The organism is Nostoc sp. LEGE 06077, assembly GCF_015207705.1.
In the GTDB taxonomy this organism is placed as follows: Bacteria; Cyanobacteriota; Cyanobacteriia; order Cyanobacteriales; family Nostocaceae; genus Nostoc_B.
In genome coordinates this window covers 220,473-244,467 of sequence record NZ_JADEWI010000005.1, presented here as the reverse complement: position 1 = coordinate 244,467, position 23,995 = coordinate 220,473, and the positions used below count along the sequence as shown (strand labels likewise).

23 protein-coding genes are annotated in these 23,995 nt (G+C 41.2%); 7 read left to right on the top strand and 16 right to left on the bottom strand.

Annotated features, from left to right (window positions below):
- Positions 1-622: 622 nt before the first annotated feature.
- On the bottom strand, positions 623-2,239 hold the full coding sequence (locus IQ244_RS05890) for a hypothetical protein (protein ID WP_193890854.1): 1,617 nt from the start codon (positions 2,237-2,239) through the stop codon (positions 623-625).
- Positions 2,240-2,584: 345 nt separating this feature from the next.
- Here IQ244_RS05890 and IQ244_RS05885 point away from each other — a divergent pair, with 345 nt between their 5' ends.
- Positions 2,585-4,204, top strand: a complete 1,620-nt coding sequence (locus IQ244_RS05885; protein ID WP_193890851.1) for an ArnT family glycosyltransferase — start codon at positions 2,585-2,587, stop codon at positions 4,202-4,204.
- A gap of 524 nt (positions 4,205-4,728) precedes the next feature.
- Here IQ244_RS05885 and IQ244_RS05880 read toward each other — a convergent pair.
- Complete coding sequence (locus IQ244_RS05880) at positions 4,729-5,094, bottom strand: KGG domain-containing protein (protein ID WP_193890848.1); 366 nt, start codon at positions 5,092-5,094, stop codon at positions 4,729-4,731.
- Between the two features lie 278 nt (positions 5,095-5,372).
- On the opposite strand from IQ244_RS05880, the gene IQ244_RS33345 reads away from it, so the two are divergent.
- Entirely contained in the window at positions 5,373-5,480 is a 108-nt protein-coding gene (locus IQ244_RS33345) for a CHAT domain-containing protein (RefSeq protein WP_416209761.1), read from the top strand.
- A 94-nt stretch (positions 5,481-5,574) separates the two neighbouring features.
- Here the strand turns inward: IQ244_RS33345 and IQ244_RS05875 are convergent, their stop codons facing one another.
- The 7 genes from IQ244_RS05875 to IQ244_RS05845 form a co-directional block, all read right to left on the bottom strand.
- Complete coding sequence (locus IQ244_RS05875) at positions 5,575-5,916, bottom strand: cupin domain-containing protein (RefSeq protein ID WP_015114917.1); 342 nt, start codon at positions 5,914-5,916, stop codon at positions 5,575-5,577.
- Positions 5,917-5,931: 15 nt separating this feature from the next.
- Positions 5,932-7,101 carry a zinc-dependent alcohol dehydrogenase gene (locus IQ244_RS05870; RefSeq protein WP_193890845.1) on the bottom strand — a complete coding sequence of 390 codons (1,170 nt, stop codon included), beginning with the start codon at positions 7,099-7,101 and terminating at the stop codon, positions 5,932-5,934.
- Positions 7,102-7,455: 354 nt separating this feature from the next.
- Positions 7,456-7,830 carry a hypothetical protein gene (locus IQ244_RS05865; RefSeq protein ID WP_193890842.1) on the bottom strand — a complete coding sequence of 125 codons (375 nt, stop codon included), beginning with the start codon at positions 7,828-7,830 and terminating at the stop codon, positions 7,456-7,458.
- Positions 7,831-7,887: 57 nt separating this feature from the next.
- Positions 7,888-9,057, bottom strand: a complete 1,170-nt coding sequence (locus IQ244_RS05860; RefSeq protein WP_193890839.1) for a zinc-dependent alcohol dehydrogenase — start codon at positions 9,055-9,057, stop codon at positions 7,888-7,890.
- A gap of 62 nt (positions 9,058-9,119) precedes the next feature.
- On the bottom strand, positions 9,120-9,815 hold the full coding sequence (locus IQ244_RS05855; RefSeq protein WP_193890836.1) for an SRPBCC family protein: 696 nt from the start codon (positions 9,813-9,815) through the stop codon (positions 9,120-9,122).
- A 74-nt stretch (positions 9,816-9,889) separates the two neighbouring features.
- Positions 9,890-10,987 carry a DJ-1/PfpI/YhbO family deglycase/protease gene (locus tag IQ244_RS05850; RefSeq protein ID WP_193890833.1) on the bottom strand — a complete coding sequence of 366 codons (1,098 nt, stop codon included), beginning with the start codon at positions 10,985-10,987 and terminating at the stop codon, positions 9,890-9,892.
- Positions 10,988-11,040: 53 nt separating this feature from the next.
- The gene (locus IQ244_RS05845; RefSeq protein WP_193890830.1) at positions 11,041-11,442 is read right to left on the bottom strand and encodes a DUF2267 domain-containing protein; all 402 of its coding nucleotides are present in this window, start codon (positions 11,440-11,442) and stop codon (positions 11,041-11,043) included.
- Between the two features lie 338 nt (positions 11,443-11,780).
- Between IQ244_RS05845 and IQ244_RS05840 the strand changes: the two genes are divergently transcribed.
- Both IQ244_RS05840 and IQ244_RS05835 read left to right on the top strand, forming a co-directional pair.
- On the top strand, positions 11,781-12,167 hold the full coding sequence (locus tag IQ244_RS05840) for a DUF6335 family protein (RefSeq protein ID WP_193890827.1): 387 nt from the start codon (positions 11,781-11,783) through the stop codon (positions 12,165-12,167).
- 87 nt (positions 12,168-12,254) lie between these two features.
- Positions 12,255-13,439: a class I SAM-dependent methyltransferase gene (locus IQ244_RS05835; RefSeq protein WP_193890824.1), complete on the top strand. Its 1,185-nt coding sequence runs from the start codon at positions 12,255-12,257 to the stop codon at positions 13,437-13,439.
- 104 nt (positions 13,440-13,543) lie between these two features.
- Here the strand turns inward: IQ244_RS05835 and IQ244_RS05830 are convergent, their stop codons facing one another.
- The 3 genes from IQ244_RS05830 to IQ244_RS05820 form a co-directional block, all read right to left on the bottom strand.
- Positions 13,544-14,470, bottom strand: coding sequence for a polysaccharide deacetylase family protein (locus IQ244_RS05830; RefSeq protein ID WP_322746027.1), 927 nt, complete (start codon positions 14,468-14,470; stop codon positions 13,544-13,546).
- 238 nt (positions 14,471-14,708) lie between these two features.
- Positions 14,709-15,359, bottom strand: a complete 651-nt coding sequence (gene tsaB, locus IQ244_RS05825) for a tRNA (adenosine(37)-N6)-threonylcarbamoyltransferase complex dimerization subunit type 1 TsaB (RefSeq protein ID WP_193890821.1) — start codon at positions 15,357-15,359, stop codon at positions 14,709-14,711.
- Positions 15,360-15,481: 122 nt separating this feature from the next.
- Positions 15,482-15,730: a Ycf34 family protein gene (locus IQ244_RS05820; RefSeq protein ID WP_193890818.1), complete on the bottom strand. Its 249-nt coding sequence runs from the start codon at positions 15,728-15,730 to the stop codon at positions 15,482-15,484.
- 85 nt (positions 15,731-15,815) lie between these two features.
- Between IQ244_RS05820 and IQ244_RS05815 the strand changes: the two genes are divergently transcribed.
- Entirely contained in the window at positions 15,816-17,078 is a 1,263-nt protein-coding gene (locus IQ244_RS05815) for a CCA tRNA nucleotidyltransferase (RefSeq protein ID WP_193890815.1), read from the top strand.
- Positions 17,079-17,131: 53 nt separating this feature from the next.
- On the opposite strand, the gene IQ244_RS05810 is transcribed toward IQ244_RS05815, so the two are convergent.
- The gene (locus IQ244_RS05810) at positions 17,132-18,088 is read right to left on the bottom strand and encodes a Rieske (2Fe-2S) protein (protein ID WP_193890812.1); all 957 of its coding nucleotides are present in this window, start codon (positions 18,086-18,088) and stop codon (positions 17,132-17,134) included.
- Between the two features lie 138 nt (positions 18,089-18,226).
- On the opposite strand from IQ244_RS05810, the gene IQ244_RS05805 reads away from it, so the two are divergent.
- Both IQ244_RS05805 and IQ244_RS05800 read left to right on the top strand, forming a co-directional pair.
- Positions 18,227-19,021: a TetR/AcrR family transcriptional regulator gene (locus IQ244_RS05805; RefSeq protein ID WP_416209760.1), complete on the top strand. Its 795-nt coding sequence runs from the start codon at positions 18,227-18,229 to the stop codon at positions 19,019-19,021.
- A 508-nt stretch (positions 19,022-19,529) separates the two neighbouring features.
- The gene (locus IQ244_RS05800; protein ID WP_193890795.1) at positions 19,530-19,775 is read left to right on the top strand and encodes a hypothetical protein; all 246 of its coding nucleotides are present in this window, start codon (positions 19,530-19,532) and stop codon (positions 19,773-19,775) included.
- A gap of 73 nt (positions 19,776-19,848) precedes the next feature.
- Here IQ244_RS05800 and IQ244_RS05795 read toward each other — a convergent pair whose 3' ends face one another.
- Genes IQ244_RS05795 through bchH form a run of 3 tightly spaced genes read right to left on the bottom strand, consistent with a single transcriptional unit; the run spans position 19,849 to position 23,959 of the window.
- Positions 19,849-20,076 carry a type II toxin-antitoxin system HicA family toxin gene (locus tag IQ244_RS05795; protein WP_193890793.1) on the bottom strand — a complete coding sequence of 76 codons (228 nt, stop codon included), beginning with the start codon at positions 20,074-20,076 and terminating at the stop codon, positions 19,849-19,851.
- Positions 20,077-20,283: a type II toxin-antitoxin system HicB family antitoxin gene (locus IQ244_RS05790; RefSeq protein ID WP_193890790.1), complete on the bottom strand. Its 207-nt coding sequence runs from the start codon at positions 20,281-20,283 to the stop codon at positions 20,077-20,079.
- Positions 20,284-20,299: 16 nt separating this feature from the next.
- Positions 20,300-23,959, bottom strand: coding sequence for a magnesium chelatase subunit H (gene bchH, locus IQ244_RS05785; protein WP_193890787.1), 3,660 nt, complete (start codon positions 23,957-23,959; stop codon positions 20,300-20,302).
- Between the last annotated feature and the right edge of the window lie 36 nt (positions 23,960-23,995).

Below are 23,995 nucleotides of genomic sequence, written 5' to 3'. Positions count from 1 at the left end.
TGTTTTCTCAGCCGCTCACGTAATTCCTCGGCTGACTCTTTTATTTTTACTTTGGTGACTCCTGCCATGAACGTCTGCTCATATTTCTGATTTAACTATTTCTATCATGTTTTTCGTGAATTGGTATAACACAGGTGTACTGAGTTTTTTTCTCCAAATCAAATATGATTCCTATAAATCTTCTAGGTATGAGTTCCTAAAAGACTAGATTTGCTGAGTCCAGACTAAAACTACTAAAATTTTTGGTATTCTAACTGTCCAATTCTCACTAAAGTCAGTGGAACTTATGTTTTTTAAATACTTTTTGCCCCATCAAACTTAATATTTGATTTTTGAAAAACTGAGATATCTATAAGGTGGGCATTAAGTACTATATCAGTTCATTCCGATTTTCCTGAAAATGCCCATCCTACCTACAGTTCATCAGCAAAACGCTGTTGCTTTATCAAACAGAATTCAGTAGTCAGGAGCCAGAATTCAGTATGAATTCTGTGCGACTGGTAGATGAATAAATGGGTTTAAGACCCCCACCAAATTAGAGATTTGGTGGTCTACAATCAGTGGCGGGTCTGAATCCCCCACTGCTTGTATTCTGACGGATATATTCTGACAGATGTATTCTTCAACCTTCAGTAGTCTGTTCAGGCGGAGCAACTGCGGGTTTTTTACCGGAATTACGCACATTGACAACCTTACTCAATAAATCGAACCAAAAAGGCGCACCCATCGAAATAGCAATTCCACTGATGAACCAGCCAGCAACCATTGTTATGTAGTTTTTGATGAAGGATGGAGTTAATTTATGGCTAATGGCGGGGGGAATTTTTTCAATTTGTGGGGTTTGTGGGAGTTGTTGATTTAGGTTAACTTGGTTCCAACCAATTGGTAGAGATATATCTGTCAAAACTTGGTCGGTTGCTTCTTTGAGCCGTTGTAAATCTTGTGTTGTATTGGTTTCAACGATTTGTCCAGCATTATTCACAATAGCTGTGCGGATAGCTGTGTCTTTAGATAATCTGCTGACAATATGGAAGGTATCTGCATTAGCAATAATTGCGATCGCAAAACCAATTAACAACGCTACACCTTTGGCATTACGCTTGTAAACACCAGAGGCTCGTTCCATTGAGTTATTAAAGGTTTGCTCAATTTCTCGGCGTAATATATTCACGCCATCCTCCGTTGACTTGGCTTTGAGTTGAGCGCGTCTTGCTAATGTCGCCATGTTACCCACAACAGAGGGCGGTAGTTTTTGGCTGAACTGTTCTAATCTTTGGCTGATGTATTGAAATGTCTGGTATGCTTCGCTGTCTTTATCTTGAAACTCATTGATAAACTCTTGCTGAATATCACTACCGACACTAATTAATTGCACAACTTCGTTAATATTCGGACGCAAGCCTTTTAAATTAATTGTCTGCTCAACATCATCAAAAATATCGGCTCTTAAAACTTTTAATCGCTGGAGAGCATTACCGATTAATTCATGATCAGGCATATCAGCTGTAAAACAGCCGATATATTTATCAAAACTCTTAGCCATGCGATTAAGACTAGTCGATAAATCTATTTTATCTTTCTGAAAATCGGCAATAATCAGTTTAAAACTAGCTTCTACAGTATTATTAAACTCATCATGAGTATTTTCTAAAAATTGGCAAATATGCTCATCGTTATGATCAATTCTTGCGTCTAATTTTGATAAGATAGTTTTGATTTCATCTAATTGCTGATGTGTAAAATTTATCAGTCTTGATTCTGTTAATTTTTGGACTAACTTGGGTAATCCTAATGTGTCCATTAGTGTTGTAGCAAAAGTGTCCGCAGGTATATAAGAAGGCGCACTGTGCTTTTGTTTTCTCACATCTTCCTTACCATTCCTGCTATAGCCAAAAATACTTTTTGTTCTTTTTTCTCCGGGAGGAGTAAAACTATTTAGCAGAGAGGATAATAACCAAATAAACTTACGAGGTAAGACAGTGAGAAATCCTTTGGCTTCTTGGTTGACGCTTTGCAGTAAAGGATGATTATATAAGTCGTTTACTAGTTGAATTACATTATCATCATCTGATTTACTGACATCGCCTGCTATCAAAATTTCGATTGATTTTTTTAGGTGAACAGCCCGCCATTGCAATATTGTTGTAATTAGTTCCTGGATTTCTGAAGCTAATAAACTTAATATTAAGTAAATAAATACTAATCCAATTGTTATATCTAGTATAAAAGGTAGACTCATTGATGTTTCCTAACGAATAATTCACACACCTGGTTGGTAACAGTTGTATCATTTTTATCAACCAATGAGTGTTAAATAAAGTGAAAAAAAATTATCGCTAATCAGAGAAAATTGAGTTAACCTGGGAATCTAGTAATTGTAAAGACAAATGTTGTGACAGGGTGCAACATTAGAGATACGCTTTAGTCTCTATGCAATGCAAAGTGCTGAGTTGAAAGACCATCCACATTAGCACTCATATGCTAGTTAGAGTGAAATTTAAATGAGTAACAGATCAATGAGTACTTTTTCTTAACTCAGCACTAAGTAAGGTCAAACTAGCAAGTAAAATGATGATCGTAGAATATGCAACAAGGAAGCTTTATTTGGGGTCATCGAGAAAAGCAGCATCGTGCGCTTGATAAATGGATTGATCGAGTCTGGATATTGGTATTGCTGCTGGCGGCGGTGCTACTGTTTAGTATCAACTTGGGAGGCTTACCGCTACGAGATTGGGATGAAGGGACTATCGCCCAAGTTTCCCGTGAGATTTGGAGTGCGCCCGCTGGTTCAATGCGTTGGCTTTATCCCACTTTAGGCGGCGAACCTTACTATAACAAGCCACCTTTGACCCATTGGTTAATTGCTGGGGTTTACTCTGTTGTCGGTGTAAATGAGTGGACAACACGTTTACCTGGAGCAATTTTAACAGCGCTGTCTGTACCGTTGCTTTACTGTATTGGTCGAGAAATATTTCGCCAACGTTGGGCGGCTATTTATAGTGCTTTAATTTATCTAACAATGCTACCTGTGGTGCGTTATGGCAGATTAGCCATGATAGATGGGGTGGTAGTCTGCTTTTTGCTAGTGATGATGCTGTGCGTATTGCGATCGCGGCGTGATTTGCGTTATTGCTTAGGAGTGGGTGTAAGTTTTGGCTTGATTTGCCTAACGCAAGGATTTTTAGGCATAATTCTTGGTGCGATCGCTATTATATTTTTGTTTTGGGATACCCCCAGATTGCTTACCAGTTATTATTTCTGGACAGGTATCTTCATTGGGATTTTGCCGGCTGTGGGTTGGTATGTTGCCCAAATCTGGCACTATGGTTATGCTTTTATCGAAGTCGGCTGGCAAAATCAATCTCGCAACCAAGTTGAGACATTTAGAATCAAAACTTCTCAAGCACCTTGGTATTACATGATTGAGCTTTTGAAGTGGACATGGCCTTGGCTACTGTTTTTACCACAAACTGTGAGTTACATCTGGGAAAATCGGAACCTGAGTTGGGCTAAATTAATTCAGGTATGGTGTGGATTTTACTTGTTAAGTATTTCCCTGATTGATGCCAAGTTACCTTGGTATATATTCCCCATTTATCCAGGTTTAGCTTTAGCATTTGGGGCGTTATTAGCCGAAACCGAAAACTTACCTTTACTATCAGCTTATCCCCGGAGTTGGGTAGCTGGTTTGTCTGTACTTGCTGTGATAGCTTCGGCTAGTAGTATGTATTTTAGTTGGGGGATACCGCCAAAAACTGATTTACAACTGATTTTTGCCGCAGTTGGGATAACCATGATTTTGGCAGCAATTTTAGCAGAACGCGGTGACAAGCAATTTTTGAAGATTTTATTTTGGGGAAGTTATATTTCGCTATTTTTATTAGTGAAATCTAATTATTGGGCTTGGGAATTATCAGAAGCTTATCCAGTCAAACCAGTAGCGACGATGATATCCCGTGTTAATCCCGCCGTGAAAAAGATTTATACATCTTTTCCCCAGCATCGTTCCTCCTTAGATTTTTATAGCGATCGCACTATTATTCCCGCGACAGTAGGCGAACTACAATATTATTGGCACTACGACAGCAAACCATACTTTTTACTCAATGCAGCTGCTCTTCACAACCTGCAACTAGAATCAATGAAGATTATTGATCAAGCTGAAGGTTGGAAACTAGTTACAAAAGAAACTCCTCGTTTATAAGGAGATCAGGAATTACTTTTGGGGATAGAGAAATTTTAATTCTCTACTGCTTCATAATCTCCAATATTCAATTCCTTACCCTCACTGAAAATATCATGATGTATAAAATTTTTGCTTGAAAAAGAATCCAGAAGTCAGGAGTCAGAATTAATTAGTCGGGGATTCAGCATAGGTGTCAAGTTAAGGCGCATGGCCAAATCATGCAACTTAAATGCCGATTAGCTGATCTAGTAAAACTCAAAATGTATAGTCTCATGAATTATGCGATCGCTTTTTCTCAAACCATATCCCGCCTGGAAATTCATTCCGAGTCTTGTAGCGCAAGTAATCTCAAGATGACTCAACGAGAAATGCATTCTAGTCAACTTAAGTGAACTTTGGCTATGAGCCTGGAACTTTCTTCTAGACGGGATGTGGTTGAAAATTTGCAACTTGTGGGTACACCACAGTGTGAACGAGAAAGGGAGACTAAGGATAACTTTGGCGTTTAGTTAGTCATCAAGCGGACAGGATATAACAAGAAATTATTTGTTCTTATTCTTGTTCTTGTGGCTTTGACGGCCGGCTTCGGCGTGTTGCTCACTAGTACCGCCTTGTGTACCTGTTGATTCAGTATCATCTGAATCTTCAATATCGTCGTCAGCATCATTCTGTTGTGCTTTGCGACCGCCACCGTGAGAGTGCTTTCCACCTTCTCGACCAATTTCGGCCATGTGTTCTCTATCTTGGCTGACAGTTTCCCCACCCTTACGTCCAGCTTCACGAGCTTCTTCCGAAGTGAATTCGTGAGCAGTACCTTTTTCATGAGCAGCTTGTCCACCTTTGCTGGCGATTTCGCGTTGCTTATCTTCATCCATAGAAGCAAAGCCGCGTTTGCTAGTATCTGACATAATATTGCTCCTGGTAACGAACTATAGTTTTTGACTTTGACAGTCAGTAAAAACTTTTAGTTGATTCACGTTCTCAATTTAGCTATCTAAAAAGCAGCTTTCATTCACCATAAGAGAGAATCATGTCAGACCAAACCCCAACTTCAGATATATAACCTGAGTTATTAACTTAGCCCAAGCAGATACTTTATTAACTCTTGGTACCATTTACTCATCTTTAGGGGCATATCCTGAAAGTTGAAAAACTTATAATTAAGCATTATCTCTGTGGATAGAAAGTGGCGATCGCCGCCCTCCGCGCTGCACAATTAAGTTTGTGGCAAAATCCTACTTGGCGTAAACCTTTGTATTGGGCGGCTTTTACTCTGCAAGGCGAATGGCGATAATCTGAGTCATACACACATAAGAGAAAAGTGCGTTAATCAAAACTCAACGCACTCTAATGACAATAGGCATAGAAGTTAGGTGAACTATGAAAGGTTAATTTTCATCACGTCCATGAACTTGGGCGGGTGGACTAGTTGCTTCCACGGCGGTGAATGGTTCTAGGATTTTGTAGGTATGTTGTGAACCTTTGGGGACAACCCAAGAACTACCAGGTTCTAGCAAAACCATTTGCCCTTCAATATGCAACTCTGCACGACCATTAATTACATAACCAACAGTTTCATAGTCCCGTGCAGTTGGTTGTTTATCTTTTCCTGGTTGTTCATTTTCCCAAAGGCGCATCGAAAGGGATTTGCCAGAAGCTAGATATTTTTGACCATCTTGACCTTTGGGTGAATGGCTAGAATCTACTTTTTTAACACTTGTGTCAGTCATATTTAATTACCTACCTTACGGTTTGAGAACAACTTTGATACAGTTATCTTTTTTCTCTTTAAAAATTTCGTAGCCGTGGGGTGCTTGGTCTAAAGGTAGTTTGTGAGTAATTACAAATGAAGGGTCAAGATCACCGTTTTCAATATGATTGAGCAAAGGTTTTAAGTATCTATGAACGTGGGTTTGTCCCATTTTGAAGGTGAGACCTTTATTCATAGCCGAACCCATCGGGATTTTGTCGAGGAAGCCACCGTAAACCCCAGCAATGGAGACATGACCGCCTTTTCCCGCAGACAGAATTACTTGACGTAAGGCTGTAGGACGGTCTGTTTCTAGCCGGACTGCTTGTTTTACTTTGTCATAGATAGCCATTGCATCTGTGCCATGTGCTTCCATACCTACGGCATCAATACAAGCATCGGGGCCACGACCGCCTGTCATTTCTTTAAGTGCTTCGCCAACGTCTACCTCTTCATAGTTGAGGACTTCGGCTTTACCTTGTTCTTTAGCCATTTTTAGGCGTTCAGGGATGCGGTCAATGGCGATAACGCGTTCTGCACCGAGAAGAAAAGCACTTTTAATGGCAAACTGCCCGACTGGGCCGCAACCCCAAATAGCCACAATATTGCCGGGTTTGATGTTGCAGTTTTCGGCCGCCATGTAACCAGTCGGAAAGATGTCAGTTAAAAATAGAACTTGCTCATCTGTGAGATGGTCGGGAATTTTGAATAAACCAACATCAGCAAAAGGTACCCGTGCATACTCTGCTTGTCCGCCAGCATAACCACCAAATAAATGAGAGTAACCAAATAAGCCTGCTGGTGAGTGACCCATTTGCAGTTCTACCATCCAAGCATTGGGGTTGGAGTTGTCACAAAGTGACCATAAATCGCGCTGGCAGAAAAAACAGTTACCACAGGATATTGTGAAGGGAACAACGACGCGATCGCCTATATTAACATTCTTGACTTCACTGCCTAATTCTACAACTTCCCCCATGAATTCATGCCCCAGGATATCGCCTTTTTGCATGGTGGGAATGTAGCCATCATAAATATGTAAATCTGAACCACAAATTGCTGTGGAAGTAATTTTAATAATGGCATCACGCGGGTTAAGAATTTTTGGGTCAGGAACGGTTTCTACCCGCACGTCGTTTGCTCCGTGCCAGCAAACTGCTTTCATAATTTTTAGTCCTTTGTCATTTATTCTAAGTTATTTGTATAAACAAATAACTAATAGCTAGTAAATTACAGTTATATAAAATGGTGCGTTATCCCAATTTAATGTGAAGTTGCACATATCTTGATCCCCCTAAATCCCCCTTAAAAAGGGGGACTTTGATAGATTTTTCTGCTTCCCCCCTTATTAAGGGGAGCCAGCGCGGTCTTGGAGTCTCCCCAAGTGGAGCGACTGGCGTGGGCTAGGGGGGATCGAATTCTATGCAGCCTCATAAACAATTGGTATTAGGCTTTAATGATCTTTTTCGTGAAACATTGAAAAGACTGCCTAACACACCTAAATGGCTATCTTTTTGCTTTATGTTCTATCTCGGAGTTGTTTGCTAGGAGGATTTTGGTAATAGCCTTCTCTGCTTTCTGTGGATTGATTACCAACCGCCCCACCTACTCGGTCTTTTGCATCTTTGAGAAACTCTTTTGTAGCTCTGGGAGTGTCCTCATCTAAGTTTAGTTTCTCGCGGATATTATCAGCAGCACCTTTAAGTTTCGACTGAGCATTTCTCACTTGATTATCGTTTTGTCCTTCGGGTACGCCTTTGTAATAAATTCCTTCGGGAGTTGTCACATCAGCTTGAGCTATGTTGACAAAGCTAAAGGCTTGTCCTAGTAAGAACATAAATCCTACTAAGAAAACAACCATAATTTTGCGTAAGCTAGAAATGACTTGCTTCATAAATAACCTCATTTGTTTTATTTATTTGTGTGTACAACTGAACGGCTATTAGCCAATTCATGGTTTGAGGACGACTTTGACACAGTTATCTTTTTTCTGTTGAAAAATGTGATAACCGTGAGCCGCTTCTTCTAGTGGGAGTTGATGAGTTATCACAAAAGAAGGATCGAGTTTACCGTCCAAGATTTGCTGGAGTAACAAATGCATATATTTCTGTCCGTGCATTTGTCCCATTCTGAAGGTCAGACCTTTGTTAAAAGCTGCACCCAAGGGTATTTTGTCGACGAAACCACCATAAACACCCATAATTGCGAGAGTGCCACCTTTACGACAGGCAACCATCATTTCTCTTAATACGTGGGGACGGTCGGTTTCTAATCTGAGCTTTTGTTTGGTTTGGTCGTAGAAGTCTTCTAGACCAACACCGTGGGCTTCTAAACCGACTGCATCAATGCACGCATCAGGGCCTCGTCCGCCAGTCATTTCTTTTAATGCTTCACCTGCATTAACTTCTTCGTAGTTAATTACTTCGGCTTTGGCATATTTTTTCGCCATTTCTAAGCGTTCCGGGAAACGGTCTATAGCAATTACTTTTTCTGCACCCATCATGTAGGCGCTAATCATGGCAAAGAGTCCAACTGCACCGCTTCCCCAAACGGCGACTGTATCTCCTGGCTGAATGTCACAGAGTTCTGCACCCATGTAGCCAGTAGGGATAGCATCGGAAATAAATAATAGTTTCTCGTCGGGTATATCTGACGGAACCTTGACAACGCCAACATCAGCAAAGGGGACGCGGATATATTCGGCTTGTGCGCCTGCATAACCACCTAAGAGGTGAGAATAGCCATAAATTGCTGAGGTGACATTGCCAAATAACTTTTCTTCTAGCCAACTGTTAGGGTTGGAATTATCACACAGCGACCACATATCCCGCTGGCAATAAGCACAGTTACCACAACCAATTGTAGAAGGAACAACAACGCGATCGCCTATTTTTAAATTATCAACGCCCTTGCCAACCTCAACGACTTCTCCCATAAATTCGTGACCAATAATGTCACCTTTTTGGACTGTCGGGATATAGCCGCCATATATATGTAAATCGGAACCACAGATAGCAGTGGAAGTAATTTTAATAATCGCGTCGCGGGGATTGAGAATAGTCGGGTCTGGTACTGATTCCACCCGCACTTCATTAGCACCTTGCCAACAGACTGCTTTCATAAAAGTATGAAGTGTGAAGTATGAAGTATGAAATGTGAATTAGAAAGTGTGAGTTTTATCCTTCATCTTTTGCCTGTTGGCTGTCCTTCGGTTGTGGCGATTTCTCCGGCTTCCATGAGCATTTTGAAGCGGCGCAAGTCATCACCGATTTGTTGTTCTGGTTCTTCACCGAAAAGTTTGGCAAGCGCCGCACTTAATCCGCCACCAGGGATGTTGTATTCTAAAACAATCTTGACTTCTGTACCGCGATCGCCTGGGGCTTGTTTAAATCTGACGAAGCCAGAATTATCAATCTCTGCACCTTCGACAGAAGCCCAAGAAATAAACTCGTTTTCTCTATCTTCGAGAATCTCTGCATCCCATTCAACATTGTTACCCAAGGGCGCACTCGCAATCCAATGCGAACGTTTTGTGTCGTATACCTTCACCGATTGCAGATGCTTCATAAAGGTGGGTAACTGTTCAAAGTTGTGCCAATAACGATAAAGTTCATCGGCTGGTTTATTAATAGTTACCGTCTTTTCAACTTTGATTGGTTTATTAATTCCAATAGCATCCTGGGCTTGCTGAATCGTGCTTTGTTTAGTTAAACCTTGGTAAACTAAACCACCGCCAGCCAGCGCCGTCAGCACACCTTTTAAAGAGCGTTGGCTTAAACCTGTGAGTACCATAGCCCCACCTCCAATCAGAGAAGCCCAGCGTTCCATCTCATTAGCTTCTGGGGGATTTTTAGTTGTGCGATCGCCTGTTGAAGTCACTTTAATATCTCCCTAAAATCATTGCAGAGGCGTAAATATCTTTCTCTGCGATATCTGCGCCTCTGTGGTTCTTTTTACATAGAAACAGCTGCACCAGTTGTCGGCTTAGGAGATTGCACTCCCGCACTTAGCCGCGCCCGATATAGCTCTACTAAACGTTGTTCGTCTTTTAACAAATCGCCGTAAATCTTTTTGAAAATAGCAGTTGCTACTGGGTCAGTAAACATCGCCGACAAATTACCAATGTCACCAATACCTGTTTGCAAATCACCCAAAGCACAACGAATTTGATAGATATCATCACTACCAGATAGAGCCGCTTTTACTTTGGCGTATTGATTAGCAATATTGGCGGCTATAGAAGGCTTTTCACCTAATTTATTCAGGTAGGTTTCTAATATTTCAATGTGACGCTGTTTATGAGCGATTAGCTCTTGAAAGAGTGCTTTAGCTTGAGTATCAGACTCTTTTTCGTAATACTTTTCTAAAGCTTCTAAGGAATAACGCTCACCACTTAAAGCAGTATTCAAACCTTTGGCAATTTCACCTTTAGTAGAACCACCCCAAGCATCAGCAATTTTCCACCATTCGGCGTTAGTATCTGTTTCATCGGGAAGCGCTACATCTTTACCGCCGTAACCCAAGCGACTGAGAATAGCTGTGGTGAAAATTGCCAAGTCTCCAGGTTCGCGGGAAGTAATTAAATTACCATCAACAACCAGTGATTCATCTTGATAATTTGCCCCTGCATTGAGCATATCTCGGCGGATAGCAACAAAACCAGTGGCGCGTCTGTCTCTGAGCAAATCGCCTTCAATTAATAATTGTGGCCCATGACAAACCGCTGCTACAAGTTTTCCTTGTTGCATGGCTTCTTGGACAAAGCTCACTGTGTTGGGGTTGCGGCGCATTTTGTCAGGAGCCATACCACCAGGAATGATAACTGCATCAAATTCGCTGGCGATCGCTTCTGTCGTGGTACCATCAGGCTGAACGGAAACTCTACCGCGTTTACCTTTGTATTTTTCGTTCATCCGCGCACCGAGGACAACTACATCTATCCCCGCTTGTTTCAGCCCATTACAAGGAATTGTAAACTCCGCATCTTCGACATCATGTTCAATTAAAATTGCGACTTTTTTCTTGGCAGAATGATTGTTTTGATATGACATGGATTTACCTATTGTGATGAATATTGGGAATTTTTACAATTAGCAGGGCAAAATTAGGCAGGCACTTCACTAGTAGGTGGTGCAGCAAAAAGTTCTTCGTAATCGTGACTAAAATGGGCTTGAAATCTAGAAAATTTTTCCGGATTAATAGCATTTTGCAACACAGCAAAAACAGCCCGGACATGAATTGCCGTAGTAGTCGGTGCTATATTTTCTTTTTGGCTGACACGGTGAATAAACTCTTGCAGATTGAAGGTTTGACTACTGTCTTGTGTTTGTGCTTGTAAATAATGACTTAGTTCTTGTGGAAGTTGTGCAGCTAAATCTTGAATGTCACTGTCTGCAATCCGTTCTTTAATAGTTTCTAGTGTTGCACGAGTAGCAAGTTCCGCTTCTTCCAGAGAATTGGATTGAGATAGGCTTTGGACATGGGTAATAAAATCGTGATATTCCACTTTCTACCTCCACTAAAGCAAATTAAATACTTATTTGGGTATGAAAACTTTCAGTAATAAAAATATAAATAGTGATTTTGTACCCAAAAAAAGTTATGAGTGAAGAAGTAATAATAGAGGGATTTTGTTGTGTGGTTGAAAAACTTCCAACTCATAACTAACAGATTCAACTACAAGTGGCTTGACCTTGAATTTACACTTACAAGATTAGGCTGTAAAAACTACCTTAACTTCGTTCTAAGGGGATAGATTTTTTTATCTCTAAAGTTGTACTTCTAAAGTGAGACAAATTTTGCTAACAAAAACGTTATTGTAAGGAAGCAGAAAAGGCAGATATCATGGCAGAAAAAAATCAACATCAGGAAATTAATTCTGAAGATTTACCACAGGAAATTACCGAATCTTACGGCACTGGAGTGAAAGACTTACCAGGGTACAATATTGGTGAGCGATCGCTAGACCCAAATAGCCCAGAGTATCCCGATAGCCCTGAAGTGACAGCTGATGACAGTTACACCTATTGGCAAGATACCGTAGGTGATGAAGCCGTTGGTGGTACTGTCGCTGTCCCTGAACAAGATGTCACCGAAGAAATCGAAGCAGCAGTCGGCTTAGAAATGGACGATCGCGCTTTCCTCCGTACCAACGACATTCTCGAACAACGCGATGATCGCCGCTGGGAACTAGATCCAAAATCCTCTGAAGACTACCAAGAACGGGAATAACAACTCCGCGCCCCTCTGCGTTAAAAAACTCTTACCACAAATGTCCAGCATTTCGATAAACTCAGAAATGCTGCGATGTTGCTAATCATGTCAGATTCCCAAAGCGTTAGTGCTGCTGTTGCCAAACTCTACAATACCTATCCCTTTCCCCCAGAACCCCTGCTAGATGAACCACCCCCAGGCTATAACTGGCGCTGGAATTGGTTAGCAGCTTATAACTTCTGCACAGGTCAAAAACCGCAAAAGCAAGATATTCGCATTTTAGATGCGGGCTGTGGTACTGGTGTCGGTACAGAATACTTGGTTCACCTCAACCCCCAGGCTTCTGTAGTTGGGATTGATTTGAGTGCGGGTGCTTTGGCTGTAGCTAAAGAACGTTGTCAGCGTTCTGGCGCAAACCGCGCTGAGTTTCATCACCTCAGTATCTACGATGTGGAACAGTTAGCAGGTGAATTTGATTTGATTAATTGCGTCGGGGTTTTGCATCACCTACCTGACCCGATTCGGGGTATTCAAGCTTTAGCTAAGAAATTAGCCCCAGGCGGTTTCATGCACATTTTTGTGTACGGCGAGTTGGGACGTTGGGAAATTCAACTCATGCAAAAAGCGATCGCCCTTCTCCAAGGCGAACAACGCGGTGACTACCGTGATGGTGTGCAAGTCGGACGCAAAATATTTTCCTCCTTACCAGAAAACAATCGAATTGTCAAATACGAAAAACAACGCTGGGCAATGGAAAATCAGCGAGATGAATGCTTCGCAGATATGTACGTTCATCCCCAAGAGGTTGATTACAACGTTGAGACATTATTTGAATTAATTGATGCGTCTGGGTTAGAATTTATTGGCTTCTCAAATCCTGGTTTTTGGCAGTTAGAGAGACTGTTAGAAAAAGCACCAGAGTTAATTGAACGAACAAAAAATCTCAATGAGCGTCAGTTATATCGTTTAATAGAATTACTCGACCCAGAAGTTACCCATTACGAATTTTTCCTTGGTCGTCCTCCTATCATCAAAGCCGACTGGTCAAGTGATAATAATCTTTTATCAGCTATTCCTGAATTAAATCCTTGTATTGACGGCTTCCCCAGTCAATGTATTTTTAATTACGACTACCAAATTGTCAACTTGTCAACGGCAGAGTTTGAATTTATGCAAGCTTGTAATGGACAGGCGACAGTAGGAGAGATTTTGGCTAATGTGGAATTTGGGTTGGATGAATTAAGAAAGTTGATTAAGCAACAGTTGGTAATGTTGACACCTAATGTGTAATACCAATTCTGGACATTAACGCAGAGTATCGCGGAGGTTTCTTTGCATACCTCTGTGTTCCTTTGTGTTTGACAGGCTATTTGTCGAAAGCAGATAATCCAGCATTATTGATGATGTAATTGATGATTAGGATGCTCATCTTTGGTAACTATAGATGATTCTGCGGTAACGACATCTTTGGCTTGGGTTTGCATTTCCAGTAATTCAGGTATCGTGACAAACTTATATCCTTGAGCCTTTAAATCTGCAATAATTTGCGGTAATGCCTTAACAGTTCGAGAACGATTACCACCGCCATCGTGCATCAAGACAATTCCACCAGGTTTGACACTTTTTTCGACATTTTTAATTAGGGTTGCAGCCTGTCCCCGACTTTGAGAATCTCCTGATTCATCCGACCACATCATAATTGCATACTTTTGACTTTTGGCATAATCCACTAAACCATTATGTAAAAAGCCCCCAGGCGGACGAAATAATGTGGTTTTGACTCCTGTAAGTTTATAGATGATGTCTGCTGTACGATTAATTTCACTTGCGGCTGTCGCTACATCCATCCGCCGATACCAATGATGCCATGTGTGGTTGCCTAAGACATGACCTTCATCAGCAATTTGTTTGACAATTTGAGGATGAAAGCTAACCATTTGTCCTACTAGGAAAAATGTAGCTTTGATATGATTTTGCTTTAAAATATCCAATACTTGTGTTGTATTTTTCGGACCAGGGCCATCATCAAAAGTCAGGGCAATAACTTTATCGGTTATTGGTAGTTTGGCTTCATAAATAGTTTTGCCCTGAAATTCTCGCGGTATAGCTTCTTTGCTTGTATTTAAAGCAATATTCTGTGCTGTTACTGATGTTGACCCATTTAGACTATCTGGTGATTTATTACCTAACAGTTGGGAAAAATTTAAAGGATTGTTAAGATAATCTTTCTGCAAAAATCCTGTCAAACTTAAGCTACTAGCCGTAGCAATGAGTGTAACTGTTCCAATTGTTATAAATTGCCATATTTTCCGGTTTAGCACATGGATACTCCTTAATTAATATTGATTAATCCCTTTATATAGTAATTCGGTTTAATTTATAAATTATATATAGGGTGGACATTCACTACTATATTCTAGGTTGATTGAGCGTTGGACTCAAAATACATACCTTAAAGATTAAACACATTTTTAGTTACAGTTCTATTAGTTTTACCGTACGCATTTTGCGTTGTGATGACAGCAGTATAACTATCATGTGGAGAAATGCTAGTAAATTTTACATCTCCACTGGATGCTGCCCATAATAAGGTAAGGCATCTGACCAATTAGGACGTTTTCCTTGTCGCCATTCTAGAGAAGAAAGTTCCAAAATACTGGTTACAGTTGCGGCTAACTCAGATTGTGCTTGAATTAGCTGATACTCAGTATTACAATTAGCTAAAGTTTCTTGCCAAGCTTCTGGTGTAAGCAATGTATCAGGAAATAAAGCTGTGATTTCAGAAGTGGCTGAATTAACTTGATAAATAGCACCAAATACTTTACCTCTTTGGGCTGGCATTTCTACCGCAATTGCTTTTTGATGAGCATTTTTGTGTGACCAAGCTACCGCCGCTAAAGTAGAAATCGCAAACACAGGAATATTTAATTGTTGTCCTAAAGTACGGGCGAGGACTACACCGATACGAGTTCCCGTAAAGCCGCCTGGCCCTTTCGCAACGGCGATAAATTCCAAATCTGACCAAGTTTGTGGTTGGATAAAATCAATTAAATATTGATGCACATAACTGGATAAATCACGCCCTAAATTCCAGACTTTGGTGCGAGTTTCGCCAGCATTATTACTTATAGCCAAGCCTAATTCTGGCGTGGTAGTGTGCAGTGATAAAGCGTATTTTTCAGCAGGGATAGTGGTTAATTCCGTTGTCAAAATGAGTAATTATATTAATTTATCTAGAGTTGGTGTGATATTTATTCAAGCATAAAATCACAAAAATATACGACTACTGCAATAGACAGCAGTAGTCGCTGGAAATTTACCTATCATTTGCATCACGTTGGTACTAGTTCACCTGGACGCAATTTCGACCACTTACCTGTTTCTTGCTTAAAGCTAAGACAACCAACAACGTCCCATTCCATTTCAATGAAATCCTCTTTGGTGCGGATGTTGACATTGATAGAAGGTTCATTCGGGTCAAAAGTTGGGTTCTCGGTTAAATGAGGCTGTTGGTGTTGGGCTTCTACGGCATGATAGGTTACACAGCGGTCTACGTAGTGGCAGTTCACGCAAATACACATAATATAACCAACTCCAGGAGCTTTATTGCTAATCTAACGTAAGCAAAGCTATTCTTCACTAGTTACTGGGTTGATTTTTATTACAATGCACAGTTCTGTCCATACAATTCTCGCACCGCAAAATTGGCCTTTTGGCTTGGAATGGTTGCCACAACCAGCTTATCTGGTAGGTGGTGCAGTGCGTGATGCTATTTTGGGCAGAACTCGTGAATATTGGGATCTTGACTTTGTGATACCATCGGATGCGGTGAAGGTAGCGAGAGCGATCGCTAAACATTATCAAGCTGGGTTTGTCTTACTCGACGCAGAACGCAAAATTGCCCGTGTGGTATTTCCCCAAGCTACGGCTGACTTTGCTCAACAAGAAGGCAATAGTATAGAGACTGACTTGCATAGACGTGATTTTACAATTAATGCGATCGCCTATAATCCCTACACCCAAGAAATCATCGACCCATTGCAAGGTTGTGCTGACTTACAGCAAGGTGTCTTACGCATGGTATCACCAACCAACCTCGAAGATGACCCTTTGCGGTTAATGCGAGCCTATCGTCAAGCCGCCCAACTGAATTTTACTATTGAACCAACTACCCAAGCTACAATTCGCACTTTAGCATCACACATTACTACTGTCGCCGCTGAACGAGTCCGCACAGAAATAGGCTATCTTTTAGCTCGTCCCCAAGGTACCCCTTGGTTAGCCAACGCCGGGAAAGATGGTTTACTGGGCTATTTCTTCAAAAATGCTACAGCCGAAAGTTTTGATAAACTCGCCGCAGTTGACACCGCATCTGTCATACTTGCACAGCAACTTGGTGCAGAACTCCAACAATATGTGCGGGATACTGTCAAAACTACTTGGTTAGGTATCGCCAAACTTGCTTGTCTGGTAGATCCTCATCCCGAAGTTGCAGAAGTCGAGTTACAACAACTCACCTATAGCCGTGCCGAAATTCGTGCCGTTACAACTGCTCTAAAACTGTTCCCGCAGTTAAAATCTACCAACAAATCCATCCGAGAACAATATCTTTTGTTCCAAGAAGCAGGTAATGTCTTTCCTACTGCTGTCGTATTGGCTGTAGCCCATGATACTTTGGTAGAGGCGATGTCAGGCGACAAATCGTTATTGGTTTACTCACCATTAATCAGCCGCTACCTTAACCCTGATGATCTGGTCGCTCATCCCACTCAGCTAGTAAGTGGTAAAAATCTAATGGTAGCATTAAATATTCCCGCGTCGCCAGTTGTCGGTGAGTTGCTGATAGAGATTGCGATCGCCCAAGCAGAGGGTATAATTACCACAGCAGAAGCAGCAATTGAGTTTGCACGGCAGATTTTGGAGGGTTAAGCTTTTTAACGCAAAGTTTCGCTGAGGTTCACGCAAAGGTTTGCTGAGACAAATTATCGCCAATCATGATACAGCTTTCGAGCATGAAACATAATTTCCTCGTTTGGTAGGCGAATTTTTTGTGTTTGGCGGGGATAAGAAGTTTCAATGGCGCGTGTATCTTGCTCAACAACAGTTGTCACTGCACTTAACATTGAGCGTCTTAATAATGGTATGAGAATTGGATGTTTGGGTTTGGTAAAGACCAACACAAAAGTTTTAGTTTGAGTTTCCGTTTCTGGATACAAGATATGCACCTGCAAAATTTCTCCTAACAAGAATGAGGTGCGAAAAGTTGTTAGTGCAGGGAAAGCATACTCTAGATTCCCCGTGTAGGTTTTAGGTGCAGTGACAACAAGAGGATTGCGGAGGATATCATTCCAGGTAGTATCCTCACGTTCTAGTTCTTGGACAACCTTCGCCCAATATCCTTCATGCTCAAACACCGGAACGCGATTAGCTTTAATACCAAATAAGTCTCGGTGTGTACCGCTTTGATGGTTGTAGTCGTAGTTGATTAACAAGTTATCTAAAAAAGTCCCGCGAATACTCTTTTCCCCCGCCACACCAACAAAGCTCATACCTTCACTAACTTTTGAGATCAGGTCTGGTACAGTAATTTTTGGAACGTGACCACCGTATGTCCAAATACAGTCATCTTTAATAATCAGTTCTAGCGAAGTTAGCAGAGGTTGACTTCCCACTTGACCGGACTGATGCAGCCTTCCTTGTCCATCAAATTCCAATGCGTGGAAGGGACAAGTAATTGTACCCCGTTCTTGGCAAATCCAGCCGTCAGATAGAGGCGCTTGCAGATGCGGACAAACGTTATCAAGGGCGAAAATTTCACCTTGTTGATTTTGCCAAAGGACATAATCTCGACCATTGAGCGCAACTTTATAAGGCTTGTTAATGCCTAGCATAGAACGATGGGCAATTAACCACGGTGCGCCAGGGAGAATTACTACCATAGGAGCCTCCTAGGGATTTGTTTAGGGTATTTGGTATGATGCGATCGCTCTAATTTCGACCGCGTTAGAGTAAAATTGTGACAAAACTTTCATGTTTGATTTAAAAATACGACAGATTATTCATGTTTGTCAAGAACTATGGCGATAAGTAAACCTGATTTGATGCGCCGTCAACCCAAGCAAAAGCGCAGTCAGCAGAGGGTTGAAAAAATACTTCAAGCAGCAGCCGAAGTCTTTGCGGAAGTAGGGTATGAAACTGCGACTACCCATCAAATTGCAGCAAAAGCGGACACAGCTATAGGTTCTCTGTATCAATTTTTTCCCGATAAACTCGCCATATTTCATGCACTCGAAGCGATACACATGGAACGGGTGACAGCAATTCATACCAAACTTATGCAGTCAGCCGACCAGCATCAATCATTGTTAGAGTTTATCGAGTGTACAGTCGATATCTACGCTAAATATTTTGCAGATCCTATCCCCCGCGTTGTGTATATCCAGTATTTTGTTGCGCCAGAATTATTTGAGCTATTTGACGAAACCTTTGATAAGCAGCTAATTCAACAATTCGCCGCTTTTTTTCGCCAGTGGAATCCAGACTTAGCTGTAGAAAAAAGTGAACTCCTAGCTGAAACAGTCCATCGAACCTACAACGCCTTACTATTAAATGCGCTGAAACAAAATGAAAGCAAACGTCAAGTTCTGTATGCAGAACTCAAAGCAATGCTGGTGGCATATTTAACACCATACACATTGCCGCAGCAAGTAATGAAAGTAATGGTATGCCCTCACTGTCATTCATCCCGCTTATCTAAAAATGGGCATCGTCACGGTAAGCAACGCTATCTCTGCAAAGAGTGTGGTAAACAGTTTTTGGAAAGGTTGAATTCGCACGCATCTAGTAATTCTATTAAATCGCACAGGAGCTAAGGATTATTGGATATTGCGGATGAATAAACAGTAAGCGAGAACGTACACCTTAAAAATAGTCATCGTATATTTTATTGCTCAATCCCTAATGGGGATTGAAACTAGACTATTTACTCACCAGTAAGTATTTCTATTATCGCATAATAGAAATATACTATATAATCCCTATTAGGGATTGAAACTGTATTGCTGTATTTACAGCTTCAGCATAAAAGTATAGTCTAGGTCTCTTGCTCTAAATCTCAATGCTTGGCTTTTTAACTGGTACTTAAAAAGCTATATGTGTTAGCAATACATTCTAGAGCGTTACAAGGTGAAATATTAACTATAAAGGCAATTTTGCAGCAATTTTCAAATTTTTTGCTGTTATATTGCCTTATTTTGCATTTGACGACTTTATAACCTACTTGTATAGTCAATATTACTTAGCTTTATGTCATAGGGAGTACCAGCCCTTTAAAGCTAAATATGATTCACCATGTAACGTTTTTAGAAAGAGAGAAAATCAATGAAAGAAAAAATTTCTCGACTTGAATTAGCAGACCAGCTATCTGAAAATCCAAGAGAGAATGCAAAAATACTAGAGCTACTATTAAAGCTAGACGAATTAGATCAAGTGGATGCACAACCAGATCCTCAGCTAAAGCGTAGAGCAGTAGAAATAGCGATAAAGAAAGGAATTTCCACTCCTCGACACGTTAACGCAATGACTAATATAGAACTAGAAGAGTGGTGTATTGCACAAAATTTCTAGTTTAAAGATTTAGCAACACGATAACCTATCCAGTCATGTTTTGAGTGGATAGGTTAATGTCAAAAATGCAAATTCAACTTTCCAAGGCTTCTAAAAATTCATCTACTGTTATTCCTGCCTTGGAAATTAAACTTCGTAAAGTACCACGAGCTACTTCGTCATGATTTGGTACTGAAAGTGTAGCTGGTTGTCCTTCTTTTGTCAGGATAATGTGACTACCACGCTGACGAGCAACTTCCCACCCAAGTTTCTCAAATGTTTTAATAACCTCCGAAGGCTTTAATATTGGTACAGCAGCCATTTAAATATAAACTTCCACTTCACGAGTTGTTACTGTCAAAGGCATTCCTTTTTCAGCCCTTACCTCTAAACACTCCTTGATTGCTTCTTGGATATTTTTTTCAGCTTCTTGTTCAGTATTGCCTTGACTTATACAGCCAGGAATTGATGGACATTCAGCAATAAATATTCCATCTTCGTCTTGCCAAATAGTAATCAGAAATTTCATTATTTACCCCTATTTTCTAAACTGTCACACCTTCTAATTGTTCGTCAGTTAATTCATATAACTGACGCAATTTATCTAACTTATCTTGATCAGCTTCCCAAAAACCACGCCCAGATGCTTCTAACATTCTGCTAACAATATTGCGGAAAGCTTCGGGGTTGGCTTGGCGTAATTTCTCTGCCATTTCTGGGTCTAAAGCATAGGTATTAGCGGCTTGGTCATAGACCCAATCATCTTTAAAATCGGCAGTACCACCCCAACCAATTAAGGCTGTCATGCGTTGAGAAATTTCAAATGCACCGCCAGAACCTTGATTTGCCATTGCTTGCGCCCATTTAGGATTTAGCAATTTTGTGCGATATTCCATCCGCAGCAAATCTTCTAAATTCCGGGGGGTGGTGTCTTTCGAGAAGCTTTCGACAAAGCTGGTAGTTACCTTTTTACCGCTTTGTTTTTCCGCTGCTTTTTTCAAACCGCCAGTGTTGGCGTAATATTCTTGAATATCGGTTAAACCATATTCTACCGAATCAATTTCTTGAACAATGCGATCGCTAGTTTTCAACAACTGATTCAATACCTCTGGTCTAGCTTGGCCTTTATCCTGTCTCCCATAGCTAAACACATTGCGACTTTGCCAAGTATTACCTAACTCTTCCCCAGATTCCCAATTACCATCGACAACCCTATCATTTACCAAAGAACCAAAATCACCCGCAGGATTAGAAAATAACCTCGCTGAAGCATTTTCTACACCTTGCGCCTTTAAAGCCAAAGCGTGTTTCTTAATAAAATTCTCGTCTTCCGACTCATCCGCCTCAGCCGCCCGTAAAAACAAATCATCTAATAATTCGATGAGATTCACAAAACTATCTCGGAAAATTCCCGACAAATTACCCAACACATCAATGCGCGGATGTCCTACCTCAGCCAAGGGTTTTAATTCATAACGGACAATTCGACCAGTCCCTTCCTTCACTGGTGCAGCACCAACTAATTCCAGCAGAATTCCCAAAGATTCACCCTTAGTTTTAATCGCATCTAAACCCCACAACAAAACCGCTACCGTCTCAGGATATTTTCCATGTTCTTGTAAATGCTGGGCGATAATTTTCTGTGCAATTTCTCTACCCCTTTCATACGCCGCAGGTGAAGGCATTCTATAAGGATCTAACGCATGAATATTCCTTCCCGTCGGCAAAACCCCAGCACCATCTCGCAACAAATCACCACCAGGCGCAGGCGGAATATACTCCCCATTCAACCCACGTAATAGATTTGTTAATTCATCTGTGGTTTGCATTAATAAATCTCTAATTTCCTTCTCTCCCTGTTTTTGTGATTCGCTACCAAAATAAGCCTCCAAATACGCCGCCATCTCCTCCTCATTTGGTGCTTCACCCAACGTATGCAACCCAGAAGAAAACAGCCGATTCTCCAAAACCTGCAAATATTCGTACAACTTCACCAGATAATCATCAAAAGCATGACCACTAAACATTCTGATATTTTCTGGCGTAAAAGGAATGCCTAATTTTTTCGCATCCTCAAACGGACAATCAACATCTAAACCCGTATCAACAATCTTTTTACAAATCCCTTCCTTCAGCACATAATTCTTTTTCGGATCTTCTCGATACTCTGCAATTAAATCACGCAAAGCCACCAATTCCTTATACAAACCTGCACGACCATAAGGCGGTACATTGTGTGAAATTAACACGCCATAACCGCGACGCTTCGCCAACATTGACTCCGAAGGATTATTCGCCGCATATATATATAGATTGGGTAAATCACCTAACAAAATATCCGACCAAGAATAACCTGTATTTCCTAAAGGCGAACCCGGCAACCATTCTACTGTGCCGTGCATCCCAAAGTGAACCACAGCATCAGCTTGTAATTCATTTTGCAACCATTTATAAAAAGCGGCGTATTGGGGATGGGGAGTTAAATCTCGTTCAAACATTAACCGCATCGGGTCGCCTTGAATGCCCAACGGTGGTTGTAAACCTATCCAGACATTCCCTAACTGCACACCACCAATATGCAGTTCATCACCATAGGTTTTAATCCCGCTACCTGTTAAAGATTTCCATTGTTTTTCAACGCGAGATGTGCGGAGATATCCTAACCATTTTTCTAATTTTTGGGCATTTACAGTATTGGGAAGTGGGGAGGAATTTGTTTCTATTCTCTCGTCGGCTTCTTTCACTTGGCGAATTAATTCTTCCCCATCTTCTGGGATGTCGCCAACGTTATAACCTTGGTCTTTGAGTGCGTGCAGAAATTTGAGCAGACTACGAGGCACATTCAATAATGCAGCTGTGCCGGCTGCACCATACCCAGGAGGGAAACCATATAAAATAATGGCAATTTTACGTTCTGATGCTGGTGTTTGTCGTAAAGCAACCCAGCTTTTGACTCTACCAATTAATCGCTGTACCCGTTCAGGAACGAGATAAATATTTTCGCCTACCAAGCCACCAAGGGGAACGGTATCAATTGCCCCATCGAGTTCTGGTAAAGCATATAAAACTACACTTTGTAAGCCGCCGACACCTTGGCGTGTCCAAGAATGTATATCTTGAATTAATAATGGTGCGGCGACAATGTAAGGCACATTTTTAGCAGTTAGGATGCGCTTTGCTACTTCTACTTGCCGTCCTGCTTCCATTGAACCAGCCGGGCCACCCACTAAAGGAAAGCCAATGGTGGAAACTATGGCATCAACTTTAACTGCATCTTGGGAAAGTGAGGGAGTTTCAATATTATTAAGTTGCCGTTGTTGCTGTTCGTAGTCAGTCGTCATCCAATCGCGTACAGCTACATGGCCTTCTACGCCGTTGATGAAGATGGGTAAGGGAATTAAACCAGCTTCTTCAAAGCGGCGAATTAGTTGGGGAATGTATGGTTGTTTGGTGATGACGTGTTTACGGTAAAGCAGTATTCCAACAACTGGAGAAGCAGTCCTACTGCCTACTGCCTCCTGCCTCCTGCCTCTGTTTTGATACCACTCTAAGTATGCTTTTGGCGATTCAAAAAAGCCTTGATAGTCGGGATGCAGTAATCCCATATTGGGGGTTTCTACTGGTGGGGGAATGTCGCCAATTTTTAAGCCGAGGTATTTTTCTGCTAGTGTCCAGAATAATGATGCAACGTTTTCGGGGCCGCCTGCATTCCAGTAACCATAGATAATTAACCAGTTGCGTAAGTCTTGAACTTTCTGTACTGGGACGAATTTTAAGAGTTTAGGGCCGATTTTTAAGAAGCTGATGTAACCTGCGAGTTTGTCTTCTTCCCGTCCGTTGCTGAATTTGTCAAGGATAAATTTAACTGGTTTGGGCATTCCTTTGGGCTTGTCACCAATGGCAAAGTCTCCCAGTTTGGTTAAACTCATCAATTCCAAAGCTGACTCAAAGACAAGCCGGATGGGAACTTGAGTAAGGCGATCGCGCAACCACACAACTTGGTCATAATCAAATAATAAGCTGCCAAAAAATACCTCAGCGCCATCTAGTGCTGTTTCTACTTCCGCACGCTTACTGATAATATCGCGATCGCTAAACACGCGAATGTCTAAATCAGGACAGCGAGATTCAGCTACAGTTGCCGCTTTTCTGTATAAGTCAGCGTTGAACGATTCAAACCCAGCAATTAAGACGATCCGTTTCATGCCCGTAAGCTGCTACAAAATATGTCTTTTTCTTGA

Excerpts from the sequence above, each read along its gene's own strand:
- IQ244_RS05890 (WP_193890854.1), bottom strand. The coding sequence starts at position 2,239 with ATGAGTCTACCTTTTATACTAGATATAACAATTGGATTAGTATTTATT.
- IQ244_RS05885 (WP_193890851.1), top strand. The coding sequence starts at position 2,585 with ATGCAACAAGGAAGCTTTATTTGGGGTCATCGAGAAAAGCAGCATCGT.
- IQ244_RS05880 (WP_193890848.1), bottom strand. The coding sequence starts at position 5,094 with ATGTCAGATACTAGCAAACGCGGCTTTGCTTCTATGGATGAAGATAAG.
- IQ244_RS05875 (WP_015114917.1), bottom strand. The coding sequence starts at position 5,916 with ATGACTGACACAAGTGTTAAAAAAGTAGATTCTAGCCATTCACCCAAA.
- IQ244_RS05870 (WP_193890845.1), bottom strand. The coding sequence starts at position 7,101 with ATGAAAGCAGTTTGCTGGCACGGAGCAAACGACGTGCGGGTAGAAACC.
- IQ244_RS05865 (WP_193890842.1), bottom strand. The coding sequence starts at position 7,830 with ATGAAGCAAGTCATTTCTAGCTTACGCAAAATTATGGTTGTTTTCTTA.
- IQ244_RS05860 (WP_193890839.1), bottom strand. The coding sequence starts at position 9,057 with ATGAAAGCAGTCTGTTGGCAAGGTGCTAATGAAGTGCGGGTGGAATCA.
- IQ244_RS05850 (WP_193890833.1), bottom strand. The coding sequence starts at position 10,987 with ATGTCATATCAAAACAATCATTCTGCCAAGAAAAAAGTCGCAATTTTA.
- IQ244_RS05840 (WP_193890827.1), top strand. The coding sequence starts at position 11,781 with ATGGCAGAAAAAAATCAACATCAGGAAATTAATTCTGAAGATTTACCA.
- IQ244_RS05835 (WP_193890824.1), top strand. The coding sequence starts at position 12,255 with ATGTCAGATTCCCAAAGCGTTAGTGCTGCTGTTGCCAAACTCTACAAT.
- IQ244_RS05820 (WP_193890818.1), bottom strand. The coding sequence starts at position 15,730 with ATGTGTATTTGCGTGAACTGCCACTACGTAGACCGCTGTGTAACCTAT.
- IQ244_RS05815 (WP_193890815.1), top strand. The coding sequence starts at position 15,816 with ATGCACAGTTCTGTCCATACAATTCTCGCACCGCAAAATTGGCCTTTT.
- IQ244_RS05810 (WP_193890812.1), bottom strand. The coding sequence starts at position 18,088 with ATGGTAGTAATTCTCCCTGGCGCACCGTGGTTAATTGCCCATCGTTCT.
- IQ244_RS05805 (WP_416209760.1), top strand. The coding sequence starts at position 18,227 with ATGGCGATAAGTAAACCTGATTTGATGCGCCGTCAACCCAAGCAAAAG.
- IQ244_RS05800 (WP_193890795.1), top strand. The coding sequence starts at position 19,530 with ATGAAAGAAAAAATTTCTCGACTTGAATTAGCAGACCAGCTATCTGAA.
- IQ244_RS05795 (WP_193890793.1), bottom strand. The coding sequence starts at position 20,076 with ATGGCTGCTGTACCAATATTAAAGCCTTCGGAGGTTATTAAAACATTT.
- IQ244_RS05790 (WP_193890790.1), bottom strand. The coding sequence starts at position 20,283 with ATGAAATTTCTGATTACTATTTGGCAAGACGAAGATGGAATATTTATT.
- bchH (WP_193890787.1), bottom strand. The coding sequence starts at position 23,959 with ATGAAACGGATCGTCTTAATTGCTGGGTTTGAATCGTTCAACGCTGAC.